General features: G+C 49.4%; 19 protein-coding genes, 1 tRNA gene and 5 pseudogenes. 17 read left to right on the plus strand and 8 right to left on the minus strand.

The window, feature by feature from the left end:
* Position 1: 1 nt before the first annotated feature.
* From cmk to ABMV07_RS06780, 9 genes and pseudogenes are all read left to right on the plus strand, one after another.
* Positions 2-727, plus strand: coding sequence for a (d)CMP kinase (cmk, locus tag ABMV07_RS06740; protein ID WP_088267818.1), 726 nt, complete (start codon positions 2-4; stop codon positions 725-727).
* Positions 724-2367, plus strand: a complete 1644-nt coding sequence (gene der / locus ABMV07_RS06745) for a ribosome biogenesis GTPase Der (RefSeq protein WP_088267819.1) — start codon at positions 724-726, stop codon at positions 2365-2367. The genes cmk and der overlap by 4 nt, the downstream gene beginning before the upstream one ends.
* A 232-nt stretch (positions 2368-2599) precedes the next feature.
* Positions 2600-3271 (plus strand): annotated as a pseudogene (locus ABMV07_RS06750) (anaerobic C4-dicarboxylate transporter family protein); the annotation flags it as partial.
* A 228-nt stretch (positions 3272-3499) separates the two neighbouring features.
* Positions 3500-3994 (plus strand): annotated as a pseudogene (locus ABMV07_RS06755) (transposase family protein); the annotation flags it as partial.
* Positions 3995-4074: 80 nt separating this feature from the next.
* Positions 4075-5232: pseudogene (locus ABMV07_RS06760) on the plus strand (IS3 family transposase).
* Positions 5233-5297: 65 nt separating this feature from the next.
* Positions 5298-5489, plus strand: coding sequence for a hypothetical protein (locus tag ABMV07_RS06765; protein ID WP_197692326.1), 192 nt, complete (start codon positions 5298-5300; stop codon positions 5487-5489).
* A 46-nt stretch (positions 5490-5535) separates the two neighbouring features.
* A complete protein-coding gene (locus ABMV07_RS06770) occupies positions 5536-5664 on the plus strand; it encodes a transposase (RefSeq protein WP_197692354.1) in 129 nt (42 codons plus the stop codon).
* Between the two features lie 120 nt (positions 5665-5784).
* The gene (locus ABMV07_RS06775; protein WP_197692288.1) at positions 5785-6036 is read left to right on the plus strand and encodes a transposase; all 252 of its coding nucleotides are present in this window, start codon (positions 5785-5787) and stop codon (positions 6034-6036) included.
* A gap of 282 nt (positions 6037-6318) precedes the next feature.
* Positions 6319-7041: pseudogene (locus ABMV07_RS06780) on the plus strand (anaerobic C4-dicarboxylate transporter family protein); the annotation flags it as partial.
* A 30-nt stretch (positions 7042-7071) separates the two neighbouring features.
* On the opposite strand, the gene ABMV07_RS06785 reads toward ABMV07_RS06780, so the two are convergent.
* The gene (locus tag ABMV07_RS06785; protein ID WP_162841404.1) at positions 7072-7929 is read right to left on the minus strand and encodes a class I SAM-dependent methyltransferase; all 858 of its coding nucleotides are present in this window, start codon (positions 7927-7929) and stop codon (positions 7072-7074) included.
* Positions 7930-8073: 144 nt separating this feature from the next.
* On the opposite strand from ABMV07_RS06785, the gene ABMV07_RS06790 reads away from it, so the two are divergent.
* The 3 genes from ABMV07_RS06790 (at position 8074) to ABMV07_RS06800 (ending at position 11062) form a co-directional block, all read left to right on the plus strand.
* On the plus strand, positions 8074-9324 hold the full coding sequence (locus tag ABMV07_RS06790) for an alpha/beta hydrolase (protein WP_088266298.1): 1251 nt from the start codon (positions 8074-8076) through the stop codon (positions 9322-9324).
* Between the two features lie 103 nt (positions 9325-9427).
* A tRNA-Pro gene (locus ABMV07_RS06795) sits at positions 9428-9501 on the plus strand.
* A 211-nt stretch (positions 9502-9712) separates the two neighbouring features.
* Positions 9713-11062, plus strand: coding sequence for an IS256-like element IS1132 family transposase (locus tag ABMV07_RS06800; protein WP_374064924.1), 1350 nt, complete (start codon positions 9713-9715; stop codon positions 11060-11062).
* A 70-nt stretch (positions 11063-11132) separates the two neighbouring features.
* On the opposite strand, the pseudogene ABMV07_RS06805 reads toward ABMV07_RS06800, so the two are convergent.
* The 3 genes and pseudogenes from ABMV07_RS06805 to ABMV07_RS06815 form a co-directional block, all read right to left on the minus strand.
* Positions 11133-12514: pseudogene (locus ABMV07_RS06805) on the minus strand (IS3 family transposase).
* A gap of 136 nt (positions 12515-12650) precedes the next feature.
* Positions 12651-13028 carry a YchJ family protein gene (locus tag ABMV07_RS06810; RefSeq protein ID WP_374064989.1) on the minus strand — a complete coding sequence of 126 codons (378 nt, stop codon included), beginning with the start codon at positions 13026-13028 and terminating at the stop codon, positions 12651-12653.
* Positions 13029-13034: 6 nt separating this feature from the next.
* A complete protein-coding gene (locus ABMV07_RS06815) occupies positions 13035-14222 on the minus strand; it encodes an alpha/beta fold hydrolase (protein WP_196978035.1) in 1188 nt (395 codons plus the stop codon).
* Positions 14223-14490: 268 nt separating this feature from the next.
* On the opposite strand from ABMV07_RS06815, the gene secA2 reads away from it, so the two are divergent.
* The 5 genes from secA2 to ABMV07_RS06840 all read left to right on the plus strand — a co-directional run bounded on the left by secA2 (position 14491) and on the right by ABMV07_RS06840 (position 19554).
* Positions 14491-16785 (plus strand): accessory Sec system translocase SecA2, encoded by a 2295-nt coding sequence (gene secA2 / locus ABMV07_RS06820; protein WP_374064990.1) that lies wholly within the window; start codon positions 14491-14493, stop codon positions 16783-16785.
* 167 nt (positions 16786-16952) lie between these two features.
* Positions 16953-17384: an oxoglutarate dehydrogenase inhibitor Odhl gene (odhI, locus tag ABMV07_RS06825; protein WP_088267009.1), complete on the plus strand. Its 432-nt coding sequence runs from the start codon at positions 16953-16955 to the stop codon at positions 17382-17384.
* 77 nt (positions 17385-17461) lie between these two features.
* On the plus strand, positions 17462-18232 hold the full coding sequence (locus ABMV07_RS06830) for a MerR family transcriptional regulator (RefSeq protein WP_088267010.1): 771 nt from the start codon (positions 17462-17464) through the stop codon (positions 18230-18232).
* Positions 18233-18255: 23 nt separating this feature from the next.
* Positions 18256-18843 (plus strand): bifunctional nuclease family protein, encoded by a 588-nt coding sequence (locus tag ABMV07_RS06835; RefSeq protein WP_088267011.1) that lies wholly within the window; start codon positions 18256-18258, stop codon positions 18841-18843.
* Between the two features lie 150 nt (positions 18844-18993).
* On the plus strand, positions 18994-19554 hold the full coding sequence (locus ABMV07_RS06840; protein WP_088267012.1) for a MerR family transcriptional regulator: 561 nt from the start codon (positions 18994-18996) through the stop codon (positions 19552-19554).
* A 74-nt stretch (positions 19555-19628) separates the two neighbouring features.
* Here the strand turns inward: ABMV07_RS06840 and ABMV07_RS06845 are convergent, their stop codons facing one another.
* Genes ABMV07_RS06845 through ABMV07_RS06860 form a run of 4 tightly spaced genes read right to left on the minus strand, consistent with a single transcriptional unit; the run spans position 19629 to position 24391 of the window.
* The gene (locus tag ABMV07_RS06845) at positions 19629-21041 is read right to left on the minus strand and encodes a vWA domain-containing protein (protein WP_088267013.1); all 1413 of its coding nucleotides are present in this window, start codon (positions 21039-21041) and stop codon (positions 19629-19631) included.
* 31 nt (positions 21042-21072) lie between these two features.
* On the minus strand, positions 21073-21951 hold the full coding sequence (locus ABMV07_RS06850) for a 3-methyladenine DNA glycosylase (RefSeq protein ID WP_088267014.1): 879 nt from the start codon (positions 21949-21951) through the stop codon (positions 21073-21075).
* Positions 21948-23000 carry a hemolysin family protein gene (locus ABMV07_RS06855; RefSeq protein WP_196978032.1) on the minus strand — a complete coding sequence of 351 codons (1053 nt, stop codon included), beginning with the start codon at positions 22998-23000 and terminating at the stop codon, positions 21948-21950. The genes ABMV07_RS06850 and ABMV07_RS06855 overlap by 4 nt, the downstream gene beginning before the upstream one ends.
* Entirely contained in the window at positions 22997-24391 is a 1395-nt protein-coding gene (locus ABMV07_RS06860; RefSeq protein WP_088267016.1) for a hemolysin family protein, read from the minus strand. The genes ABMV07_RS06855 and ABMV07_RS06860 overlap by 4 nt, the downstream gene beginning before the upstream one ends.
* Between the last annotated feature and the right edge of the window lie 18 nt (positions 24392-24409).

Genomic DNA, 24409 nt, shown 5'->3' on the forward strand with positions numbered 1-24409 from the left:
GATGAGCACATCTGATAGCACTGTACTGAGCAATATGCCTGAGGGTGGGCTGATCGTAGCTGTCGATGGTCCTTCTGGAGCCGGCAAGTCTACGGTTTGTCGACGGATTGCCTCTATGCTCGGGGCAAAGTACTTGGACACTGGCGCGATGTACCGCGTTGCGACGCTTCACGTGTTACGCCAAGGAATCAACCCGAGCGATACCACTGCGGTAGTTCAAGCCACTAAGGAGCTGCCTCTGACCGTTAATGATGATCCGGCTTCACGTGAAGTGATCCTTGATGGGGAAGATGTGTCGAGTGAAATCCGTGGCCGTCTAGTAACGCAAAATGTTTCTGCTGTTGCTGCAATCCTAGAGGTTCGGGAAAATCTGGTAGCTCTACAGCGCGAACTAGCAGCTACTGCGTATCGATGCGTTGTCGATGGCCGAGATATCGGATCGACCGTTCTGGTCGATGCACCTGTAAAGATATTCTTGACTGCCTCTGCTGAGGTACGCGCACAACGGCGGTATGACCAGGATGTGGCAGCCGGACGACAAACAGATTTGGCGACAGTGCTCGCCGACGTGAAACGCCGTGATGAGCTCGATAGCAACCGATCTGTTTCTCCATTAGTGCCAGCTAACGACGCAACTTTCGTCGATACTTCTGAGTTAACTCTTGATCAAGTTGTCTCTACTTTGATGACTCTGATCGAAAAATCTGCTGAAAGGGCCGCACGATGAGCAATGCGCACAATGAACCGCTTGGCGGAAATAACTCCTTGGATGAAGATCAAGAAACGGTTTTCGTCTATCACACTGCACATGGTGAAGTCGATGCTCAGGAAGCATTCGTAGAAGAAGACGTCGTGGTCGATGGGACTGGGTACGCTTCTGACGGCTTTGATGAGGATGACTTTGACTTCGATTTTGAGCATGATTCTGAAGGAAATGTCGTATTCGATGAAGCTGATTTCGGAGACGCCGACTTTGGTGAAGACTACACCGATGAAGGTTGGGAAGAGCTCGAGCGTGCGTTCGGTGTTGGGGCTCGTGCGATTGAGTCAGAGAACCTCTGCACCGTGGCCATCGTAGGCCGCCCAAATGTTGGCAAGTCTTCGCTTGTTAATCGCTTTTTAGGGCGTCGAGAAGCAGTGGTTGAGGATTTCCCTGGCGTCACGAGAGATCGAATTTCTTATCTAGCGGATTGGGGCGGACGCCGATTCTGGGTTCAGGATACTGGTGGTTGGGATCCAAACGTCAAGGGAATCCACGCGGCGATTGCCCGTCAGGCGGAAACTGCGATGACTACAGCCGACGTTATCGTTATGGTTGTCGATACCAAGGTGGGTATTACGGAAACCGACTCGGTGATGGCCCGTAAACTTCAAAAATCTGAAGTCCCAGTAATTTTGGTGGCTAACAAATTTGATTCGGATAGCCAGTATGCCGATATGGCAGAGTTTTATGCGTTGGGCTTGGGCGACCCTTGGCCGGTTTCTGCGCAGCATGGTCGTGGCGGCGCAGACGTTCTCGAGCAAATTTTGGCAGCATTCCCAGAAACCCCACGTGCAACCTCGATTGTTGAAGGACCGCGTCGCGTTGCCCTTGTGGGTAAACCCAATGTGGGCAAGTCATCTTTGCTAAATAAGATGTCTGGCGAAGATCGATCAGTTGTCGATAATGTATCCGGTACAACGGTGGATCCGGTGGATTCCATCGTAAAACTCGATAAGCACCTTTGGAAGTTCATTGATACTGCGGGACTGCGCAAAAAAGTGAAAAATGCCCAAGGGCATGAGTATTACGCGTCTTTACGTACTCGTGGAGTTATTGATGCTGCTGAAATATGTATTTTCATGATCGATTCCTCGGAACCAGTCTCGGAGCAAGATCAACGTGTCTTATCCATGATCTTGGAAGCAGGTAAAGCGCTCGTCCTTGTTTTCAACAAATGGGATCTTATGGGAGAAGATCGTCGTTGGGAACTAGAACGTGAAATTGATCTGCAACTTGCGCACATTCCGTGGGTAAAACGCATAAATATTTCGGCTAAGACTGGACGTGCCCTTCAACGACTAGAGCCGTACATGTTGGAAGCGTTGGAAAGCTGGGATAAGCGTGTTACAACGGGTCAGCTAAACAACTGGTTGCGTGCGACTATTGCACAGAACCCACCACCAATGAAGGGGGGCCGTGTTCCTCGCGTATTGTTCGCCACACAGGCTTCTACTCAACCACCAACGATTGTGCTATTTACCACTGGTTTCTTAGACGCTGGTTATCGTCGCTACCTTGAACGCAAGTTTAGGGAAAGCTTTGGTTTCGAGGGTTCCCCAGTTAAGATTGCAGTTCGTGTGCGCGAACGTCGATCAATGAAGTGATAATTTTTTAAAGATTTATCGTCGATCACCCATTTGCTATGCAGTACCTATGCAGATGGGTGATTTTTGCATTCAATTTCCATATATTTCAATGTGAATTTAATTCATTTTATTAATGTGAAAAATGACACGGAGATCCGGTTATGAATTTTCAATAATGCGGGAAATAGATTGAGGAATGATTGTTAAAACATTAGGAAATCGGCGGCATTAATTTGAAAGGCTTCTACGCATGCTCGCTTCAATTCTCGATCCCACGTCTGGTATCGCGCTTTTATTACAAATTACGGTAATTCTTTCCTGTCTCGTGTTGGGCACGAGATATGGCGGAATGGGTCTAGGTCTTATTTCTGGTATTGGTTTATTTATCCTTGCCTTTATATTTGGCCTTAAACTGGGAGAACCACCGGGGTCGGTGATGCTTACGATTATTGCGGTCATCGGTTGCGAAGCTACTTTGCAACAGGCGCGTGGTCTTGATGTGATGATGTAATTTGCGGAAAAAATTTTAAGAAAGCACCCCGAGCGAATCACGATTTTGGCCCCGATTACTACTTGGTTATTAACTGTATTGTGTGGCACTGGGCATGTTGTTTATACAATGTTTCCGATCATCGAAGACATCGCGATTAAAACAAATATCCGCCCGGAAAGGCCTATGGCTGTCTCTTCTACAGCCGCGCAGATGGGTATCAGAGCTTCGCCAGTGTCGGTAGCTATTGTTTCATTGGCTTCTATTTTGGCGGAGCATGCTGGTGTAACTGAATCCGCATATTCTATTCCGCAAATTTTGGCGGTTGCGATGCCTGCATCGTTATGCGGTGTTTTGGTGGCTGCGGTGTGGTCCCTGCATCGAGGCAAAGACTTGGATAAAGATGAGGCCTTCCAAGAACGTCTTAAAGAGGCTCTTCCGGTTTTAGAGTGCATTGATTAGCTCGCCGGGGGTTCGGGCGTGGCACAAGATATTGGGGTCCTTGGCTTTGTAGGAATAAGGGGCTCTTCCGGTTTTGGGGTGCGTAGCGGGATAAGATAGAAAACAACGGGTCCAGCGGGTCACCACAACATGTACGGGTCCCTAGTGTGAAGATGAAAGTTGCTACACGACCATCTAAACCCACCAGAGACCCGTACTGTGAAGCCTACTGGAAACCTCGTTGCTGACACCATCTGCCGTACCGCGGAAAACGGACTTGCTATCACCGGTGCCGCTGATGCCGGAGCACTGACCATCATTGAGGCCACGCCCGTAGCCGTTATCGGCGTGTGCCCAGACTGCGGCCCATCTGGCAAGTTACGCGACCACATCACCCGTCGACTCGTTGATCTTCCTGTCGTCGGATTCCCCACCAGACTGCACATAAAAGCCACCAGGTTTCGGTGCACAGCCGCCTCATGTAAGAGAAAGATCTTCCAAGAATCTTTAACCTGCGCTGATGACGGTGCCAAGCTCACGTATCGGGTCACCCGCTGGATCTTGCAGCGCCTTGCTATTGACCGGATGAGTGTGTCAGCTACCGCCAAAACACTCGGTGTGGGCTGGGACCTGGTCAACCAGGTCGCACTAGATGCCTGCCGTCAGCTTGTCTACGGCGACCCTTGTCACCTAGACGGGGTTCGCATTCTTGGGAGTCGATGAACATGGTCTGCTGAGGTTTTGGTTGACGTCTAGCTTGTTTCGCTGGGGCGGGGCAGGGAAGGATGTTGATTATGTCGAAGTTGTATTCAGAGCAGTTCAAAGCTGATGCCGTGGCGTTGGTGGAGTCTGGGATCTCTCGCCGTCAGGTGTGTGCTGATTTAGGGATCTCGCGTTCCTCGTTGCAAAAATGGATTACTGATGCGAGGTTGCAGGCTCAGGGGATGCAACCGTGTGCTGATCCGGTAGTGGCTAAAGAGATGCGCCAGGCTTTGAAACGGATTCGCGAGTTGGAGATGGAAAACGAAGTGCTACGTGCAGCGGCGGCGTACCTGTCTCAAGAGGATTCGCCCAAAAGGGTCTTCCCGACCGTGGAAAAGCTGATCAAGGCAGGTAAGGCGACCTTGACGGTAGCGGCTCGGGTACTGGGGTTTTCCCGCCAAGCGTTTTATAAATGGGCTGCTAAGCCAGTTTCGGACAGGCAAGCCCAAGAAGTAGAACTTATAGACAAGATTCGCTAGATTCACAGTGACGATCCTGAATTTGGTTACCGCCTGATAGCAGACGAGCTCCATGATCAAGGGATAGAGATTTCTGAGCGTCGAGTATGGCGTTTGTGTTCTCATGCTCAGGTGTTCTCGGTGATCGCTAGGCGTAAGTCGCGTGGGAAGAAGTCGGGTGCTCCAGTACATGATGACCTGTTACAGCGTCACTTCCACGCTGATGCGCTCAACGTTGCGTGGGTTACAGATATTACGGAGCATTGGACCAAAGAGGGCAAGCTGTATCTGTGTGCGATCAAAGACCTGTGCTCGCGAAGAATCGTGGGCTATGCGACCGGTGGGCGGATGAAATCACGCCTCGTGGTGGCGGCGCTCGATGATGCGATGAGGAAACGAGGCAATCCCCATGGCGTAATCATTCACTCTGATCGTGGCTCGCAATTTCGTTCTAGAAAATTCCGTGCCGCGCTGAAATCTTACGGCGCGAAGGGATCTATGGGCAGAGTTGGAGCGTGTGGGGATAACGCTGCGATGGAATCTTTCTTCGCTCTTGTACAAAAGAACGTTCTTGATCGTGGCTTTTGGAACAGGCGCCGTGAACTATCTGCCGCGATCACTCACTGGATTGAACGGACATATCACAGGAAAAGACGGCAACGAGCACTGGGTAAATTGACACCAATCGAATACGAAACAATCATGGAACCAGCCGCATCCCTTGCGGCCTAAAAATCAGAAGGAAAACTGTCAACCAAACCCTCAGCAGACCCAACCTACCGTGCAGCCCAACGGAAATGCCATCGTCGATACCATCTACCGCACCACAGAACACGGTGATAGTTACCGTTATTGAAGCCGAGCCCGTCGAGTCCATCAATGAATGCCCCACGTGCGGGCAGCCTGGAGTATTGCGCGACCACGTCATCCGCCCCACCCAGCTTCTTGACATTGTCCCAGAAAGAAACACTGACGTATTGCGAACATGACTAAATAATCAAAGCGAAGTTTCATAATCAGGTCACCATCACCAGCATGGACGGCTTCCAAGGCTATGCCACCGCCGCCGGCGACGTCATTTTCAACACCACCCAAGTCAAAGACCTATTCCACGTTGTACGCCTAACCGGTGACAAGCTCACCACGTGTCGCACCAAGCTTTAGTGAGAAACAACAGTCCGGCGCAGCCGGGAGCAAAGACCTGCTCTACCGCAACCGGACAACACTGTTGACCACCCATGCACCTGCTGACCGACAAGCCCCGTAGGAGGCTTGAAAAACTGTTTGACTTCGACGACGACTATACGCCGCTACAACAGACCTGGAACTACTACCAACAAGCAAGCAGCCAACAAAGCCATGAGCATGCTCATTGACACGATTGTTGGTATGAAAGACGCTAGTATCGCTGAGATCGCGCAGTTGGGTAGGACCATGAACAAGTGCTGCAAGGACATCCTCGTCTACTTCGACCACTACATCTTGTGGTGCCTGATCCACGCCGTCAACATGCGACACACAATCAGTGCACTCTAAAACCGGAAGAGCTACTAAACGGGGGTATTTCGAAGGATTTTTCTCGGCACTTCACACCAAATCGCAAGAAAACCGGCCGTTTGGGCGGATTTGGTGTGAAGTGCCGTCTTTTTCGGGGGTGAGCGGGGGTGGCGCGCCCACCAACGCCCACCAACGCCCACCAACGCCAGCCAATCCCAGCCAATCCTAGCCAAGCCATGGTTGTGAAAACCTCCTACTCTGCGTAGTGCCACGCCCGAATCCCCGGCGAGCTAATCAATGCACTCTAAAACCGGAAGAGCCCTTAAAGATCCAGAGTTTAAAAGGAGTGTATATAGTGAGTCGCATTCTTTGATCGGACAGCGATTTGAAAAGAGTGCGTATCGTGTCACTGGAATTTTCTTGGGGGCCATTGCGATCGTAGTGTTACTCGGCGCGATCGAATGGTTGCGCCCATCATTCCCTAATTCCAATGGTGATCTGAAACCATTGTCTATGAATCTTGTCATCCAGATGATCATGTTAGTGGCCGGTGCACTCATGATGCTGTTGTGCAAGGTTGAACCTGGAAAGATTGCTTCGACAACTGTGTTCAAGGCGGGAATGACCGCTGTGTTCTCTGTGTTCGGTGTTGCGTGGATGGCTGACACATTTTTCCAAGCGCATCTAGATTCTCTGATAGATGCACTCAGTGGAGTGGCGCAAAGTCATGCATGGGCCTATGCATTAGTTTTGCTGCTGGTTTCTAAACTTGTTAACTCTCAAGGCGCAGCGATCGTGGCGATTGTACCGTTGGGCCTTAAGCTTGGCCTCGATCCTGCAACGGTTATTGGCTTTATCGGCGCAGCGTACGGCTACTTTATTCTTCCAACATATCCGTCAGATTTGGCTTGTATTGGATTCGATAAGACTGGTACTACCAGAATCGGTAAGTATGTCTTGAACCATTCGTTCATTATCCCTGGCTTTATATGCGTTATCGTGTCTTGCGTTGTGGGAACCGTATTAGCACAGGTACTCCTTTAGCGTAAGGGTGAGAAGGCGCTAGTCAAGCTCTTATTGAGTTTTGACTAGCGCTTTTTTATATAAAAATGCGTCGAAACGATAGGGGATTTCTACCAAAGATGTGTTAGGCAATTCGAGGTGATCGGTGAGATACCACGAGAGGTTATGCGTTAGTTTTTCTCTCGTTTTTTCGGATGCACGTAGCCAATACGAACGAGTGTGGGCGAGAGCATGTATCTGGTCGGGGTAGAGCTCCTGAGTATGGTTTCCGCGGAGAACAGATACTAATTCCCATGGTTGTGTCACATGAGGAATAAATCCTTCGGCGAGGGTATCGCCTGAATGCATAATGCGGCTAAGACGGTGCACCCATGGTATGGAGACATCAAGGGTATTCCACACTAGGAGTAACTGTGCGTCGTCGGTGCTAATTCTGTCGAGTTCGGCACTAGCTGCAAGAGGTTCTACCCAGTGCCATGCTTGTGCACAAGTAAGCGTCGAAAAGCGAGAATCTGAAACTGCAGTTTGTTCTGCCGTAGCTTGCCAAGAGGGAATTTTTAGTTTGGACCGAAACGAATCAAGCATGTCTTTGCTTGGTTCCAGAGCAAAGACGGAGCTTGATTGTTGTGCGATTTGCTCCGTGAGCTTACCTGTGCCACATCCGATATCGAGCACAGTGCTATTAGGGGAGAGATCTAAAAGTTCAATTACTGAATTTGGATAGTTGGGGCGGACTGCGTGATATATATCGGATCCGTTTTCGAAAGCTGCCGCAGTTTTAATTCGATGGTTATCCGAATTGAATTTTGGAGCATGCTTGCGTGAAGTAACAGGTGCATCATGAGGAGCAACAAAGGAAGCCGAAATGCTTTGTGAATTCCGAATATCGGAACTGTGTTGAGTGGTCATCTTTAAGTTATGAGTTTTCATCATTTGGGGATAGTAGTCGCAGTTCGTGGTGCAACCGAATGATTATGTGAATGTGCTGACAGTTTTTCTAAAAGGATATGGCAAACTGGAAAAACCCCTGCAACCGCGAAAGAATGAATTTCCATGAGTCGAGTTTTATCGATTAGCCTTACGCAACCATCCATGATGTGGTTTTTCATGGGGTTATGCGTAGTTTCATTACTGATGATGGTTCATACCACTTGGCGCCAGTGGCGTGTAAAAGGTGTGATCGTTGCATTATTGGCGATCACGGTTGGGATGTTCGCAGCTAAATTTATCGTAGAAAAACTTTGGCGACCTTTTCCAGATTCCATACCGTTACCTATATATGCAGGCGTGGCATTGGCTGTCATAGTTTTGGTGGCAACTGCATTTGTTCGCCGCCGTATCTTCTTGATCACCGCACTATGTTTGTCTCTTATCGGATCAGCAGGAGTTGCAAATGCAACATACCAGCTGTACCCAGATCTTCGTTCGCTTGTTCCAGTCGAGGTTGCGCGTGAGATGTCCTATGACGAGTTTGTTCGCGTTGCCAAGGCACCTACAGCTCATGGCAGGACGATAGGGGCGATGGTAACTTTTTCACTTGTAGGAGAACAATCCTCTTTTCCTGCACGTGATGCCATTGCTTACATTCCGCCTAGTTATTGGACGAAACAGGAAGAAGCTTTACCTGTTTTGGTGCTTATGGCGGGAAATCCTGGTAGTCCTTCGGATTGGTTCGAGTCTGCACGAGTAGACGCCGTTGCTGACGAATATCAGCGTAAGCATGATGGAAAATCGCCGATTGTGATTAGCGTTGATGCTACGGCAACTTTCAGCGGGGATCCGCTTTGCGTTGATGGCCCTGAGTTTAAAGTGATGACTTATCTTACCCAAGATGTTCCAACGCGGATTAAGGAGGTGTTTCGAGTCAATCCTGATCAGTCTCAATGGACAATTGGGGGACTGAGCTACGGTGGAACCTGTAGCTTTCAGGTGATTACTAATCACCCTAGTTCTTATGGCCATTTCCTAGATTTTTCAGGCCAAGATGAATTAGTTTCGGGCACTCACGAGCAAACATTAGCGAAGTTTTTTGGTGGCGATCAAAAGCGTTACGACGATTCCAATCCCGCTGCGATTTTGAAGAAAAACAGTGATGGGAACCGGTTTAATTCTATTTCGGGTGTATTTGTAGCAGGCGCTCAAGACACTGAAGCGCAGAAAGGCTTGAAGCGCTTGAATGATCTAGCGCAGCATGCTGGAATGCACACTCAATACCTTGAAGTGCCAGGGGGACATGATTTTGGCACTTGGCGAGAAGCTATTCGGGCAACTTTTGCTTTAAGTGCACAATATGGCGGTCTGTGATCATGACGTATAACAACTGTTTGACGTGTCGATTAGCCATATTGGCTAGGAGTGTTGTAGCATGTAACAGCAGACGTTGGGCTTATGCTTTAACGGAAGCGGACGGACTATGGCGCAGCTTGGTAGCGCACTTGACTGGGGGTCAAGGGGTCGCAGGTTCAAATCCTGTTAGTCCGACAAATTAATGTGATGGCGAGTTTCTGGTTAATCTCCAGTGCTCGGTATTAAGCACTAACTGGTGTTTTTGGTGGAGACGGTGTTCTCGGTCAAAAACACCGTTTTTGCTTTTCGTATTTCTAGGTGCGCAGTGAAGGCTTAAGGGACATTTGGGGGAGGGTGTCAGGTGTTTTGTGTGTGAGGCTCTGATCCAGAAGGAGTTTCACTGATAATGACTACCGTGTCACCGAGGAAAGGTCATGACCCGAACAGGGTCAACGAGATCAGCGCTAAGCTGATGGAAAATCCGGAAATCGCCGAACTGATCGGCGAGTTGTCGACTTCCACCGATGATGCCAGCGACCTGGTCAAAGGTCTTTTGCAGGCATCGATCAACGCTGGTCTGCAGGCTGAAATGGACGCGCATCTAGGATACGCGCACTCTGATCGTACGGCGAAAGCCCAGCTGGGCACCCCGGATGGTGGCAATCACCGCAACGGGTCGTACACCAAAACCGTCAACTCTGGCTACGGCACCTTTGATGTGACTATGCCCCGGGATCGAGCTGGCACGTTTACGCCGCGGATGCTGCCTAAAGGCACCCGCCGTCTGACGGAGCTTGATGACATGATCATCTCCCTGTACGCCGGTGGGATGACCGTGCGCGATATTTGCCACCACCTCGCCACCACCCTCGGGGTGGATATGAGCCCAGATACGATCAGCACCATTACCGACGCGGTGTTAGAAGAGGTCATGATCTGGCAAAACCGCCAGCTCGACGAGTTCTACCCAGTGATCTTCCTCGACGCGCTGCGAGTGAAGATCCGCGATGGCCACCGCGTGGTCAACAAGGCCTGTTATATGGCGGTAGGCGTCGACATGGACGGCATCAAGCACATCCTGGGATTGTGGATCGCAGACAATGAAGGCGCCAGTTTTTGGGCATCCGTGTGCGCTGACCTTGCCAACCGTGGGGTCCAAGACGTGTTCATCGTCTGCTGCGACGGGCTCAAAGGCCTGCCGGAAGCCGTGGAGGCAACCTGGCCGAATTCCATGGTGCAGACCTGTATCGTGCACCTGATCCGGGCGGCCAACAGGTGGGTGTCCTACCAAGACCGCAAACCCGTATCAAGTGCGCTACGGGAGGTCTACACCGCACCGACCGAGGACACCGCCCGCGCCGCCCTGGACGCATTCGAGGCCAGTGAACTGGGCCGTAAATACCCGCAATCGGTCAAAGTCTGGCGCGACGCCTGGGACCGGTTTGTGCCATTTTTGCAGTTCCCGCCTGCGGCACGGCGGGTACTCTACACCACGAATTCGATCGAATCGCTGAATGCTGAGCTGCGGAAAGCCACCCGCAACCGCGGCCAGTTCCCGAACGATACCGCGGCGCTGAAAACGCTGTGGCTGATGATCTGCAACATCGAGGACAAGCGCGCTGCCCAGCGAGCGAAGAAAGCCAAGCGCGCCATCGAATGCAACGGCTATATTGAAGGAGCGAAAGCCACCGGGTGGAAACAAGCCATCAACCAACTAGCCGTGGCTTACCCCGACCGATTCGCGGACTACTTGTAAACCAAGCCCCCCCGCACACAAACAATCGGACACTCTCCATTTGCGGACGTTTTGTTAGACACTTTCAACCTCACGCTACCGCAGCCATGCGATAACGCGCGATACTCATACCATTGAGACTAACTTTAATGCGATGATTGTTATAAAACTCGATATAAGCAGCAATGGCATCGTCAAGCTCTTGGATTGTCTGCCACCTCTTGCCGTAATACATCTCATTTTTCATCCGCCCGAAAAACCCCTCGCATGCCGCATTGTCAGGACTACACCCCTTTTTCGACATCGAACGAACGATGCCATATTTCGCAGTCAGACTATGCCAACTCCGACCACGGTAATGCACACCACGATCTGAATGAATCACTAATGAACCATCCGGTGGAAGACCCTCAGCATCAATAGCGGCCTGCAGCGTAGATTCTGCTAACTCCATAGTGGGATTCACACTCGTCTTAGCAGCAACGACTTTGCCATCGAAACAATCAATAATCACAGACAAATACACCCGCCCCTCATTCGCAGCGAAAACACTAATATCAGTCAGCCACAACGTATTCGCAGCAGTGGCATGAAAACAACGGTTGACCAGGTTCGGCGGAGCCGGAGAAATTTCTCCTTGATAACTGGAATATTTCACCTTCCGCTTCGGAAACCGCACCGTAATTGCTTCTTCGCGCATGAGCCTGCGAACTACTTTTTCACTGATAGTTATGCCTAAATGTCGTAATTGCCACCAGATACGGCGATAACCATAGGTATTATGTGAATCAGAACTGATGCGGTGCACCATGCTGCGAATAGCTGCGTGCTTATCAGGCATGCGTCGTTTTTTCAGGTGGTAATAGAAACTGGATGCAGCAAGACCACTAGCAGCGAGCAGCATTGCTAATGGAAACGTGCTACGCAAAGCGTCAACCACGTCGGTTTTGTGCTTATTACTCAGCTGACCGGGGATGACGCTTACGTCTTTTTTTTATAATTTCCAGCTCCTTTTCCAACACGGCTTTTTCTACCAGCAGCGTGGCCATCTGCTGTTTTAACTGTGTTGGATTATCCGGCAATGATTTTTCTAGTGCTGCTTTAGTAGGGATGCGGCCATGGCCTGCGCGTTCTTTTTTTCGACATCAAGCCCCATTGTCCTTCCTCACGGTAGCGTTGCGCCCAAGCATAGACGCTGGCGTGAGTGTGCAGGCAGCATTCCTGGGCAATATCAGCTGGTCGCCAACCATTGTGGAAAAGTTCTACTGCGCGAAGTTTGACTTCGTATGGGTAGTGGGTCAGGGTTTTGGCTTGTTTACGTGGTTGTGGTGGGGTTTTGGGCTCGCGTAGCCATTTATACAGGGTCCATCTGCCTGGGTAGCCGAGTTCGCGGACTGTTTTAGTCACTGATTGTGTGCGTTTGTAGACCCGCAGTGCTGTGCGCTTCTGCGTGTTGGTGTAGGAACGGTTCATAATGGAATCCTCCAAGATTCCGTCCGCATCCCCTTTTGACCCTTAAGCCGCAGTGAACTTCTGCTAGTGAAAATGTTCACTCTGATTCTTAGACTGGAGCATGAACTTGGGGAATCCCTAGCACTTAGATGGATTTCTAATGAAGATCTCCGTCAACATAGACCCAGTGCCCATCATGACGTCTGAAATGGGACGTTTCATGTTGTGATTGCAGTTGTCCACGGACAGCATACCTGGCAGTGAATTCGACAATCCCCGTCGAGTCAAAAAGGCCGCCGTGATAGGACTGATGGATGGTGAGTCCGCGCCACATAATAAATTCTTCAAGATTCAAACTACGAGGCGCGGTTTCAGGTGCCCAAGAGTATAGAAGGTACTCCTCATTCCCCAGCACAAAAGCTGAATAGCGTGATCGCATCAATAATTCAGCAGTTGGTGCATTTTTAGCCTTGGTTTGAAAAGGTTGGCAGCAGTCTGAATAACTGCTGCCGGAACCACATGGGCAATTCATCATGAGGTGCTAAACGTCCTGCTCGTTGATGGTTACGTGTCCTTGAAGCATCTTTTCAATATCACTATTGCGAGCAGCAAGTAGCAATTCATGGCGTTCGTCATCCGTAAGATCGCCTATGAGAGATATATTTCGACGTAAGTGTACACGTTCGCCATCTCCTACGGTTTTGGAGATAGTTACGTTCACATCTTCCAGCGAATGGATGCGAGATTCTTTTGCTGCTAAGCGAATTTCTTGAGATGTGGCAGCCGCTAATGCAGAAATAAGCAGTGAAGTTGGGGAGACTCCTAGGTTTTTGCCGCCAAGAGCTTTTTCTCTATCGGTAGTAAAAGAATGTGTACCGGTACGGATGATGTCGGCGAATTTACCCGCTGGAATCGACTGGGCTACTGCTACGCCTTCAGGCAGAGCGTCGGCGTTAGGATCCTCATTTTCGGCAACTATGTGTTGCTCAAACCATGTGTTGATAATTCGGGCTGCCTGTTGGGCCGAACCTTGCTTAGTCAACAGATGGTCAACTTTGTCCAACGCAACTAATGACTTGGGGTATCGTGTGGTTCTAAAAATCAGCTGGGCATTATCTACTCCCACTGTTTGGTCAATGGGAGAGTGCAAGATGAGCAGAGGTTTCCGTAAACGTGGCAGATACGCTTCAGGGTTAGTGTCTGCAAGATCTTCCAAGAATTCACGCGAAATGGTGATATCGCGTCCACCAAGAGTTAGCGTTACGGCGCCGTTTTCGTCGACCTCACCGATACGGTCAGCAAAGTGTAATACGGCGTGAGCTGGGTCAAAAGGAGCGCCGATCGTCGCAACGCCGCGTAGACATTTGAGCGTCGTTGCAGCTTTAAGTGATGCTGCTCCTCCGAGTGAATGCCCAATGAGGAGCTGAGGTGCAGAATAATGTTGTCCTAGCCAATCCGCTGCTGCTTTGATGTCGGCAACATTTTCGCTGAAAGAAGTTTCAGAAAAAATACCTTCAGATTGCCCAAGGCCTGGAAAATCGAAACGGAGGCATGCAATGCCACGCTCAGCTAGTTCCTTGGATACTCGCGCTGCGCCAGGGGTAAAACGCGATCCTGTGAAACAATGCGCGAACATTGCGAATGCACGTGGAGTGCCGTCAGGAAAATCAATTGTTCCGGCGATTTGGTGCCCTTTGTTTGAGGGGAACTTCACGCTGCGCGAATGCATTCCTAATGCTCCTTTATTATCTCTTGGTAGCGAGTATGTGTTTCCAAGTTCCAGACTATAGGTGGTTGTTGTATAGATGCACAGATCCTGAGTGTTTTGTTGATCAAGTCGCTACTGTCAATGAAAGCTAACTCACGATTGTTCATGTAAGTCATATGAGATCCCTGTCAGGCATTGACAGGCTCAGACATTAGATTGAATACCTGAAATAGAGTTAAATAGTTTTACAAGCAGATTCAATCGCAAATGCTAAAAGGAAGGCAAGAGAGTGGCTGGATTCCGTTGGTTTTGGGATGCGATGGGCGGGAAAACTACCTGTAATCAAACGAAGAGTAAAAACATCGTTGCCCAAGCTGCTAAGCGTAATGTGCAGTTTGCTTCTCTTTCAGATGCAGATGTGGTTGCACGCGCACATGAGTGTGCTCAGCACTCAGACGATGAAAGCCGCGCCGATCTTTTAGCGTTGCTATCAATTGGAGCCCAGCGCTCCTTGTCTATGAATCCTTTTAATGTGCAGCTGCAGGCAGTGCTGCGCATTCTAGAAGGCGACGTAATCCATATGGCTACTGGTGAAGGTAAAACCCTAGTTGGGGCAATGGCCTCAGTCGGGTATGCGTTGCAGGGGAAGCGAGTTCACTCAATAACCGTAAATGATTATCTGGCGGAGCGTGATGCTGAGTGGATGGGTGATCTTGTTCGATATTTCGGGCTCACAGTCAGTGCGGTGACAGAATCTCTTAATACTGAGCAACGCCGTCGCGCGTATGCATCTTCGATTGTTTATGCGCCAGTGACTGAAATTGGATTTGATGTACTGCGGGATCAGTTGGTTACGCAGCGTAGCCAAGCCGTCCAAAACGGAGCAGATGTTGCAATCGTGGACGAAGCGGACTCAGTGCTTATCGACGAAGCTCTCGTGCCGCTTGTCTTAGCCGGAAATGAACCTGGTACGGCCCCAGCTGGCCGGATTACCGAAATAGTGCGGCGCCTAAAAGAGAACGAGCATTACAGTGTGGACGAAGACCGCCGAAATGTATCTCTGAATGATCAAGGTGCTGCATTGGTGGAACAGGCACTCGGCATTCACAGTCTTTACGACGATGCTCATGTAGGAACAACGCTAGTCCAGGTAAATCTAGCGCTACATGCGCAGGCATTGCTCATTAGGGACGTTCATTACATCATTCGAGATGGAAAGATTGCTCTTATTGACGCCTCCAAAGGTCGTGTAGCTCAGCTTCAGCGTTGGCCTGATGGGGTTCAAGCGGCAGTAGAAGCGAAAGAAGGATTGGTCGTTACTGAAGGTGGCAGAATCCTCGATACCCTCACACTTCAATCGCTGATGGGACGGTATCCAACTGTTTGCGGTATGACCGGAACAGCTGTCGAAGCTACGGATCAATTGCGGCAGTTTTATGATCTTCGAGTATCCGTTATTGAACCGCATAAACAGTCCCAACGATTTGATGAAGCTGACCGCGTTTACGCAACCCAAGCTGAAAAATTCAGAGCACTTGTGAAAGAAATTGAGCTGCTTCATGCCACTGGACAACCAGTATTGATTGGTACAAGTGATGTCTCAGAATCTGAAGAATTAGCGCAAGCCTTGCAGGCGCGAGACATCACGGTCAATGTATTGAACGCTAAAAATGATGCGAAAGAAGCACAGATCATCGCAGAAGCTGGAGACATTGGTCGAGTAACGGTCTCTACACAAATGGCTGGCCGTGGAACCGATATCCGCCTCGGTGGGGCAAACGAAAAAGATAGGGATGCAGTAGTGGCAAAGGGAGGACTTGCGGTTTTGGGATCAAGCCGTCACCGCAGTTCCCGGTTGGATAATCAGTTGCGCGGTCGTGCCGGTCGACAAGGAGACCCAGGCCTTTCCCTGTTTTTCGTGTCTTTAGAAGACGACGTTGTTGTCGTAGGTGGTGTCGGAGAAGAAATTAAAGCTTTACCAGATGCTGAAGGTCGCATCGATTCCAAGAGAATCACTGATTTTGTAGCGCACTGTCAACGTGTAACCGAAGGCCAGCTATTGGAAATTCATTCTCAAACATGGAAATACAATAAATTATTGGCGGATCAACGAGTCATTATCGATGAGCGTCGCGTGCGACTTCTCGACACCGATCAGGCGTGGATGGAACTGTCCGAGGCAGTGCCTGAAAAAGCTCATAAATTAAGCGAGGAATTACCCTCAGCAGTTCTTGCTCAGGCTGCGCGAGAAGTAATGCTCTACCATCTTGACCGCTGTTGGAGTGATCACCTAGCTCTCATGGATGATGTCCGTGAGTCCATACATTTACGTGCTATTGCACGAGAAACTCCACTTGATGAATATCACCGAATCGCAGTACGAGAGTTTAAGCAACTAGCGCAACGTGCTGTTGATCTCGCTATTGAGACTTTCCGGGATGTAACAATTGACCAAGATGGGGCACATATGGCAGACGTTGGATTAATGCGACCATCAGCAACGTGGACCTACATGGTTAGCGATAATCCACTATCAAATAATAATCGTTCCGTATTAAATCGAATAGGAAGTATTTTTAGATAGAAGTTGTGCTGCCATGGGTTAGTTTGTTCTAAAATGGCAGCTCAAGAGTAGATATTGGAAAATAATTTTTTCTCCTTGGTCATCACGGTCAAACTAGCGCTATGATGTAAAGCATTGTTGAAAGTTCGGCGTGAAGCCGAATCTTGTCTTTTATCGGAGGTTGAATAATGAGCGACAACACCGGTGCTCCCGACGTTCAGGTCGAGACCACTTCCGTTTTCCGTGCAGATTTACTCAAGGAAATGGAATCGGGGGCAGGGGCGGCTCCAGCATCAGGAAGTGATGTGACTCCACCTGCAGGCGCAGGCATGCTGGTCGTCAAGCGTGGGCCCAATGCCGGCGCTCGTTTCTTGCTCGACCGTCCAACAACAACAGCGGGGCGCCATCCTGAGAGTGACATTTTCTTGGATGATGTCACTGTGTCTCGTCGTCACGCTGAATTCCGTCTTCAAGACGGATCATTTGAGGTCGTAGACGTTGGAAGTCTCAACGGCACCTACGTTAATCGTGAGCCACGTAACTCCGAAGTACTGTCCAGTGGCGATGAAGTGCAGATTGGCAAGTTCCGTTTGGTCTTCATTGAAGGACCTCGCGCGTAGGACTTAAATCCTGCTGCTTTCAGATTATCCCGTGACATTAGCCGCATACGTCATCGAAAGAAACGATTCACAAGATTATGAGTGCACTTCCGCAACGAAATGATTCAGGTTCGGCTGGTTCTTATCAGCCTAGACCGCAGTCATCGTCGCTGTCTTCGTCGAAAAAGACGATGTCGATCGGTGTTGTGCTCGCAAAAATCACCGCGGAATTTCCTGATGTCACGGTGTCGAAAATCCGGTACCTTGAGTCCGAAGGACTAATTACTCCTCAGCGTACTTCAACCGGATATCGTCGTTTTACCCAAGATGATGTCGAACGGTTGCGCTACATCCTTGTTACACAGCGGGATAACTACTTGCCGCTTAAGGTTATCAGGGAACAACTTGAGGCAATGGATTCTGGTGCAGTCACGCCTATTACACGGGGTAGTGACAATGCGTCCGTAGTTAGCCCAGAGTCGTTTCGAGCTTCGGTCGTCACTAGGCTTTCTGATGGCGATGTTGCAGCGAGAGCTCAGGTTGCTGAATCGGAAGTAAGTGAACTTGCCGAGGCTGGGTTGATTAGACCGGACTCTTCAGGTTTCTTTACCGCGGACGATGTACAAGTGGTATCGGTCGCAGTGCAGCTAAAGGAATTTGGTTTCGATGTTAGGCATCTCAAGTCACTGCGTAATCTTGCTTCGCGCCATGCCGATCTGATTTCGCGTGCGACTACGCCTGTCGCTCGTTCGCAGAGTGAGAGTGCACGTCAACGTGCAGAAGAAATGTCGCAGCAACTTAGTTCTTTAGTAGTCTCATTGAATGCTACGATGCTGCGTTCGATGTTGCGTGACGAGCTGAACCGCTAAGACTTTTGGGGAGAAATTAATTTATGGCTTTTCGCCAAGTTGAATATAAAGGCGTCCATTTTTTCCCGCCAGAAGATGATGCTTGTTTAGTTTTCTCCTGGGCCGAACGACGCCGAATTCTTCCCATTTGGGTTGATCTTGAAGAGGGTATCAGGCTTTCGGAGCGAAGTGAGCATGGAGCTCCTCGTAGGCCGTTGACTCACGATGTGCTCTTTGAGATTATGAATCGTATGGGGGTTAGCATCGAGGCAATCCGCATCGTGAGTTATTACGAAGGCGTCTTTATCTGTTCATTAGTGCTTGATAATCAAGAAGAAATTGATTGTCGACCAAGTGATGCGATTGTGATTTCAGAGTTGATGGGCGTTGCAATCTCCGTAGATGATGAGGTCCTCAACCAGGCAAGCGTTTTTGTTCCTGAATCCGATATGGAAGCCTATTTGGGATTTGTATTTCCTAAAAATGACCAAGATGAAATAGATTCAGATCCCACGAAAACTCAAGCAGATGCAGATTTTTCCAATCTTATGGAGAGTCTTGGTGTAAGTGAGAAGGATCTTTTGGGGTCGGATGACTTTGGGGAAGATTCTTTTGATCTGGGGGATAGCTAAAGCTTCGGCAAATGTCTAAACTTCAACTTGAGGTTGAGGTTTCGGGCGTGTCGCACGTTTTCCATGCGTTCGTGCTCTAACCTGATGCTTAACAGCAATACCTACGGCCCAAGCTCGATGCGAAGCCAGAGATCGCAGGGGAGACACCTGATGGAAGAAATGCACGACAACGATATCCCAGTGCAACAAGCGCTTTTTGATATGGGACCTGATGAAGAAGTTGGCTATCGTGTTCCTATTGCATGCCAAGTGGCAGGAATTACGTACCGTCAATTGGATTATTGGGCTCGTACTAAATTAGTGGAACCGACAATTCGCACTGCACGAGGATCGGGATCTCAACGTCTGTACTCTTTTAAAGACATTCTGGTGTTGAAGATTGTCAAGCGACTTCTGGATACTGGAATTTCCTTGCAAAACATTCGTCTCGCTGTAGACAAATTGCGTAATCGTGGAGTAGATGATTTAGCGGAAATTACACTTGTCTCGGATGGCACTACGGTGTACGAGTGCCGTTCGAATGAAGAGGTAATTGATCTCCTCGGCGGTGGTCAAGGCGTGTTTGGAATCGCGGTACCTGGAATTGTTCGAGAGCTTACCGGAACTATTTCTTCATTCCCTTCAGAAAAGATCAGCGATTTTTTGTCCAATAGCCCAGCTGCGGGCGGAATTGATGAGTTAGCAGCACGTCGCCTTCGGAAGACGTCGTAACGCGTTGATATGCAAAGCGCCCTCGTTTCTATCATTTTCTCTGGCCGATAGAAACGAGGGTGCATCCATTATGGTTACTTCGTTATGGCGGCAATAGCTCTATCTAGTTCTGCCGCCGATGTTGCGTGCACGTAGCTGCCATTGGTGTCATTTGCAGCTTGCGCGATGCTCGTATCATCTTGTCCGTCACCGATTTGAATCGCATGAAGTGAAACGTGAGATTCTTGAGCTTTGCTGACTGATTCAGCTAATCCGGTGAATGAGTCATTTGTTCCTGTGAACACAATGACCACGCTTGTATTCCCAGAATGCCGTGCATGCTCTACGGCATAATTTAACGCCGCTGATGTTGCCGCAAGAGTCTGCGGCTGCCCGCCAGTTCCAAAATTTCCGAGAACATCTTTGACTTGGCGAATAGCGTCAGGGGTGTCGAAATTAAGGTTCGACCGCCAGCCTTGGGTAATTCCAGGAGTCAGTGGGGAAGAATAATTCCACAGTCCTATGGCTTTACCGCGTTCTTCTTGCTTTTGGGCAAGATTAATGAGCCCATGTGATGCTGCATCGAACCAACGGATTCCATCTGTGCTCACACCATTGATGTACTCTGAGGTATCGAGAAGCATCAGGACATCCCTTGGACTCTGATTGGATTGTGAATCTACAGCTGGTGAACTATCAGTGAGTAAAGCCAAAATTTCTGCTGCCGTAGCGACCTCTTGTGACAATTTTTGTGGTTTTTGAGCATCAAGTGTGTTTGCCGCAATTGCTGTACCAAAGTCTGCTCCTGCTCGAACGACTTCCTCATTAACCGAATCGGTAGGGTTTAGAGCTACTGCGCGTAGCGGTTTCGACAGGTTTTGAATTTCTTCAAATGAATATCCTTGTGGAGTTTCAGATTTCGACACAACAATCTTTGGCGCTGATTGAGCGACAGCAGAATCAATTGTTGTTTCACCAAAATCACGAAGCATTTTGGCCGCAGCAGAAGCATCATTTTTGTGGGTAAAAGCAGCAACGAGCGCGGAAGACACCGCATCGGACTTCATCGGGTAGGTAACGGGCGCATCTTCCGTGGCATCTTCACGACGAGCTATACCCACTTGGTCAGTCGCGACTGTCGGCCATTCTAAAGTTGCCGGTGACCGTTTTTCGGCTGACAACACTTGGTTGACCTGATGATCACTTTCGTCGCCAAGGTAAACCCCAGCATGAGCGACAGAATCGGTTAGTTCAGCACGAACACAGTAGTCGCGAGTGACGCGCCCTGAAGAGTTGTAGGCATCGATAATTTGGCTTGCTACGTCCTTGTTATTGGTAGCAACAGGAAGAGTTAAGTTCCCATTGATACAGGAGGATTTTGCAGAGTCTTCTCGTTTAGCCTGGGTCCACAAGAAAACACCAGCGGCAACCAGTACGATGACGATCGCTACCGCGATCACACTGGGCGAAAGTCTATAGTTGTTTTTCCCGTCCGAATGCTTAGCCACAATTGGCGCCTTTCTGGAATTGGAAATAGATCTAGGAGGTTAGTGTAAACCGGTTGATTCGCTCTAGCTCTGCGACAAGCCGTTGACGTAGCAGCTGACCACGCTCAGACAGTAAACGTTGACGGCGAACATACTCGGCTTTCCCTTCGGCTGTTTCAATTGGGACGATTCCCAAGCCAAAATCGGTGCAGTCGTATGGAGATGCTTCCATATCTAACACTCGACAGTCCCAAGCGAGCTCAAAGGTGTCAAGCCAGAGATCACCAGGGATAAGTGGGCCAAGTTTGGCAGACCATTTGTAGAGGTCCATCATGGCGTGTAAACAGCCCAGTTGTTCACAGGATGGTTGGTTTTCGCGCGTGAGCACCTGAAAGTTGAGCGGCACGGCAGGTTCGGTGAAAAACCGGAATGCATCAAAGTGCGTGCATCTTATGTTGTGGGATTCTACGACTTTGTTGCTGCCTTGCGCGCCTAGCCGCAATGGAAGAGTGTGTCGAGGCTGAGAGGTTTGATAAACCATAGCCCATTCGTGGAGCCCAAAACAGTCAAAATGAGTTGGGTTTAGTTGCGTTTGTTTCAACAGATTAGATACGTAGTGAAGCGTTGAGCTTCGTTTCTTTTTGAGGGCTTCGACGTCGACTACGGTCACATCGTCAATGGTGGTGTAACCCTTCCAACGTGAATGTGGGGGATTTCCTTCGAGTCCTACACCGACACCAGGGTGCCATTTTTTCATGTGGGCAACGCGTACTGGATAGTATTCGAAAAGAAAATCATAGACTGGGTGACTAATGCCTGCACGACGACGTTTCATGTGGTCAGCTGTAAGCCGATCTGCCCGAAGTTGGTGAGCAGATTCACGGGCTTGCCATTGAGCTTCAGTGAGACGAATTAGATCAAAATTGCTCATGATTGTTCGTGTGTCCAGTCGGAGAAGGTTCCAACGTATTCCTCGATGAGATCCTCTAGGGTGATAACGCCTAGGAGGAGGCCGCGATCACGAACTTGGGCCATGTGTGCTGACTTGGAGTGCATCGATTGCAAGGCCTCGTCCATAGTTCCAGCTGCATCAACGATGATTAATGGCCGGATTTCTGAGCGATGAATGATGGTATCAGGGCTGGAATGATCAAAACGATCCAGTACGTCCTTGATGTGCACGTAACCGAGATACGAGCCGTCTTTTCCAGTCACTGGGAAACGTGAAAACCCAGTTTCTGCAACAGCAGTTTCTAATTCTTGGAGAAGTGGTCCCCGCATTCCAAAGTTGAGGGAACGCACTTTGTTGAGAGGAATCATGACCTCTTGAAGAGACCTATCTTCAACTCGGAGTGCTTTATTCAACCGTGCATGTTCTTCTGCGTCGAGGTAGCCCTCTGATCGAGACTCAGAGAGCATGGTCACTAGCTGGTCTGGGTCTACGGCGGAATCAAGTTCGTCTTTTTGTTCAATGCCGACGGCGCGCAAACTTATACGAGCCAGCCAGTTCATTACTGCAATGATCGGCCTTGTCAAACGCATGAACCATAGCAGCGAAGGAATCAGCCAAAGCGCAAGAGTTTCTGGCCCTGCAAGTGCAATATTTTTCGGAACCATTTCTCCGGCGAGAATATGAAGGAAAGTAACGATGCCTAGTGCGATGACGAATGAAAACGGGTGGAGCAGATGAGCAGGTAAACCAAGGGAGTGGAATGGTTGCTCAATAAATTGTGCAATAGCTGGTTCGGCAACTTTACCCAAAATCAGGGAACATATCGTAATACCAAATTGGCATGCCGCAAGCATGATAGAAAGGTGCTCCATGGACAGCAAAACTTTTTGCGCCCGTGGCTGTCCTTGAGCTATCAGATTTTCAATTCGATCTTTGCGCGAAGAAACAAGTGCAAATTCGGATGCGACGAAATAAGCATTGGCAAGGAGCAAAAGAACAATCAGTAATACGGTGCTACTGAGACTCATGAATTCTGTTCCTTTTCATACTGGGCTACTTCATCATCTTGCAGCGGTGAAATAATCACCTTGTCTACTCTGCGATCTTCCATGGCGGAGACTTTAGCGAGCCAGCGGCAACTGTAACCGGATTCAAATTCAGCTAATGCTGGATTGTCACTTTCAGGTAGTAGTAGTTCGTCGTTAGTTTCAGGAATTCGGCCTAGGACTTGCATTACTAATCCACCGAGAGTCTCATAGGGGCCGTCTGGGGCGACGTATCCAATTGTTTCGGCAACTTCATCGATACGGGCTAGGCCGGAAACTTCCCAACTATTGCCAAATTTGTTGAAGTCACGTTCTGCGTCTGCATCGTCATGCTCGTCATAAACCTCACCGAGGATTTCTTCAACGACGTCTTCGATTGTGATGAGGCCTGAAGTTCCACCGTATTCATCTGCAACGAGGATGATTTGGGATCCAGCAGAGCGCACCGCATTGAGGACGGCATCACCATCTAGGCTTTCAGGGACAATGGGCACAGGGCGTGCTATTGAACTTAATGGAATTACGTGGCGCTGATCTTCCGGAACAGAAAATGCATCTTTAAAATGGACGACGCCGATCGTATCGTCTAGGTCGCCACGGATGACTGGGAAGCGTGAGTGTCCTGTCTCTATAGCTAGTGCGATGAGGTCAAGAACGGTGTCTTCTGCTGAGAGAACTTCAACCGTAGACCGAGGAGTCATCAACTCACCGGCAGTTGTCTCACCAAATTTGAGTGAGCGGTCAAGAACAAGGGCTGTATTTTCATCAATATCGCCAGTTTCCGCAGAACTTTTGACGATGGCCGTGAGCTCTTGAGTGGAACGAGCTGTGGCGAGCTCATCGGCTGGCTCAATTCCCATTTTTCGAACTGCCCAGTTAGCCGAGTGATTTAAAAACTTGATAAAGCCCTTAAATACGGTATTGAAGGCATTAACTGATCCGACGACGTGGCGCGCGGTACCCATTGGGTTTGTGATTGCAACGTTTTTGGGCACGAGTTCGCCAAACACCATTGACAAGAACGTCGCGATGATCAACGCCAACACTAAAGCGACAGCTACGCTTGTCGACGCTTCCAAGCCTATCAATTCCAAAAGCGGTGTTAAAAACTTTGCAAGAACTGGTTCTGCTAGATAACCCGTTGCAAGGGTAGTGATGGTGATACCTAATTGGGCGCCAGACAAGACGAAGGAGAGATTTTGATAATCGCGTTGTACCGCCCGAGATTTTTTATCCCCACGCTCCTTTACTTCGGTTTCAATGGTTGAGCGCTCCAAACTGGTGAGCGCAAACTCAATGGCAACGAAAAGTCCTGTGCTGGCGGTGAGAAGCACAAAACCTAAGAGCGAGAGGATACTTAACAGAATGTCCATTGTGAGAAATGCTGGGTT

The sequence above is a fragment of the Corynebacterium belfantii genome (genome assembly GCF_041898185.1).
GTDB lineage: Bacteria > Actinomycetota > Actinomycetes > Mycobacteriales > Mycobacteriaceae > Corynebacterium > Corynebacterium belfantii.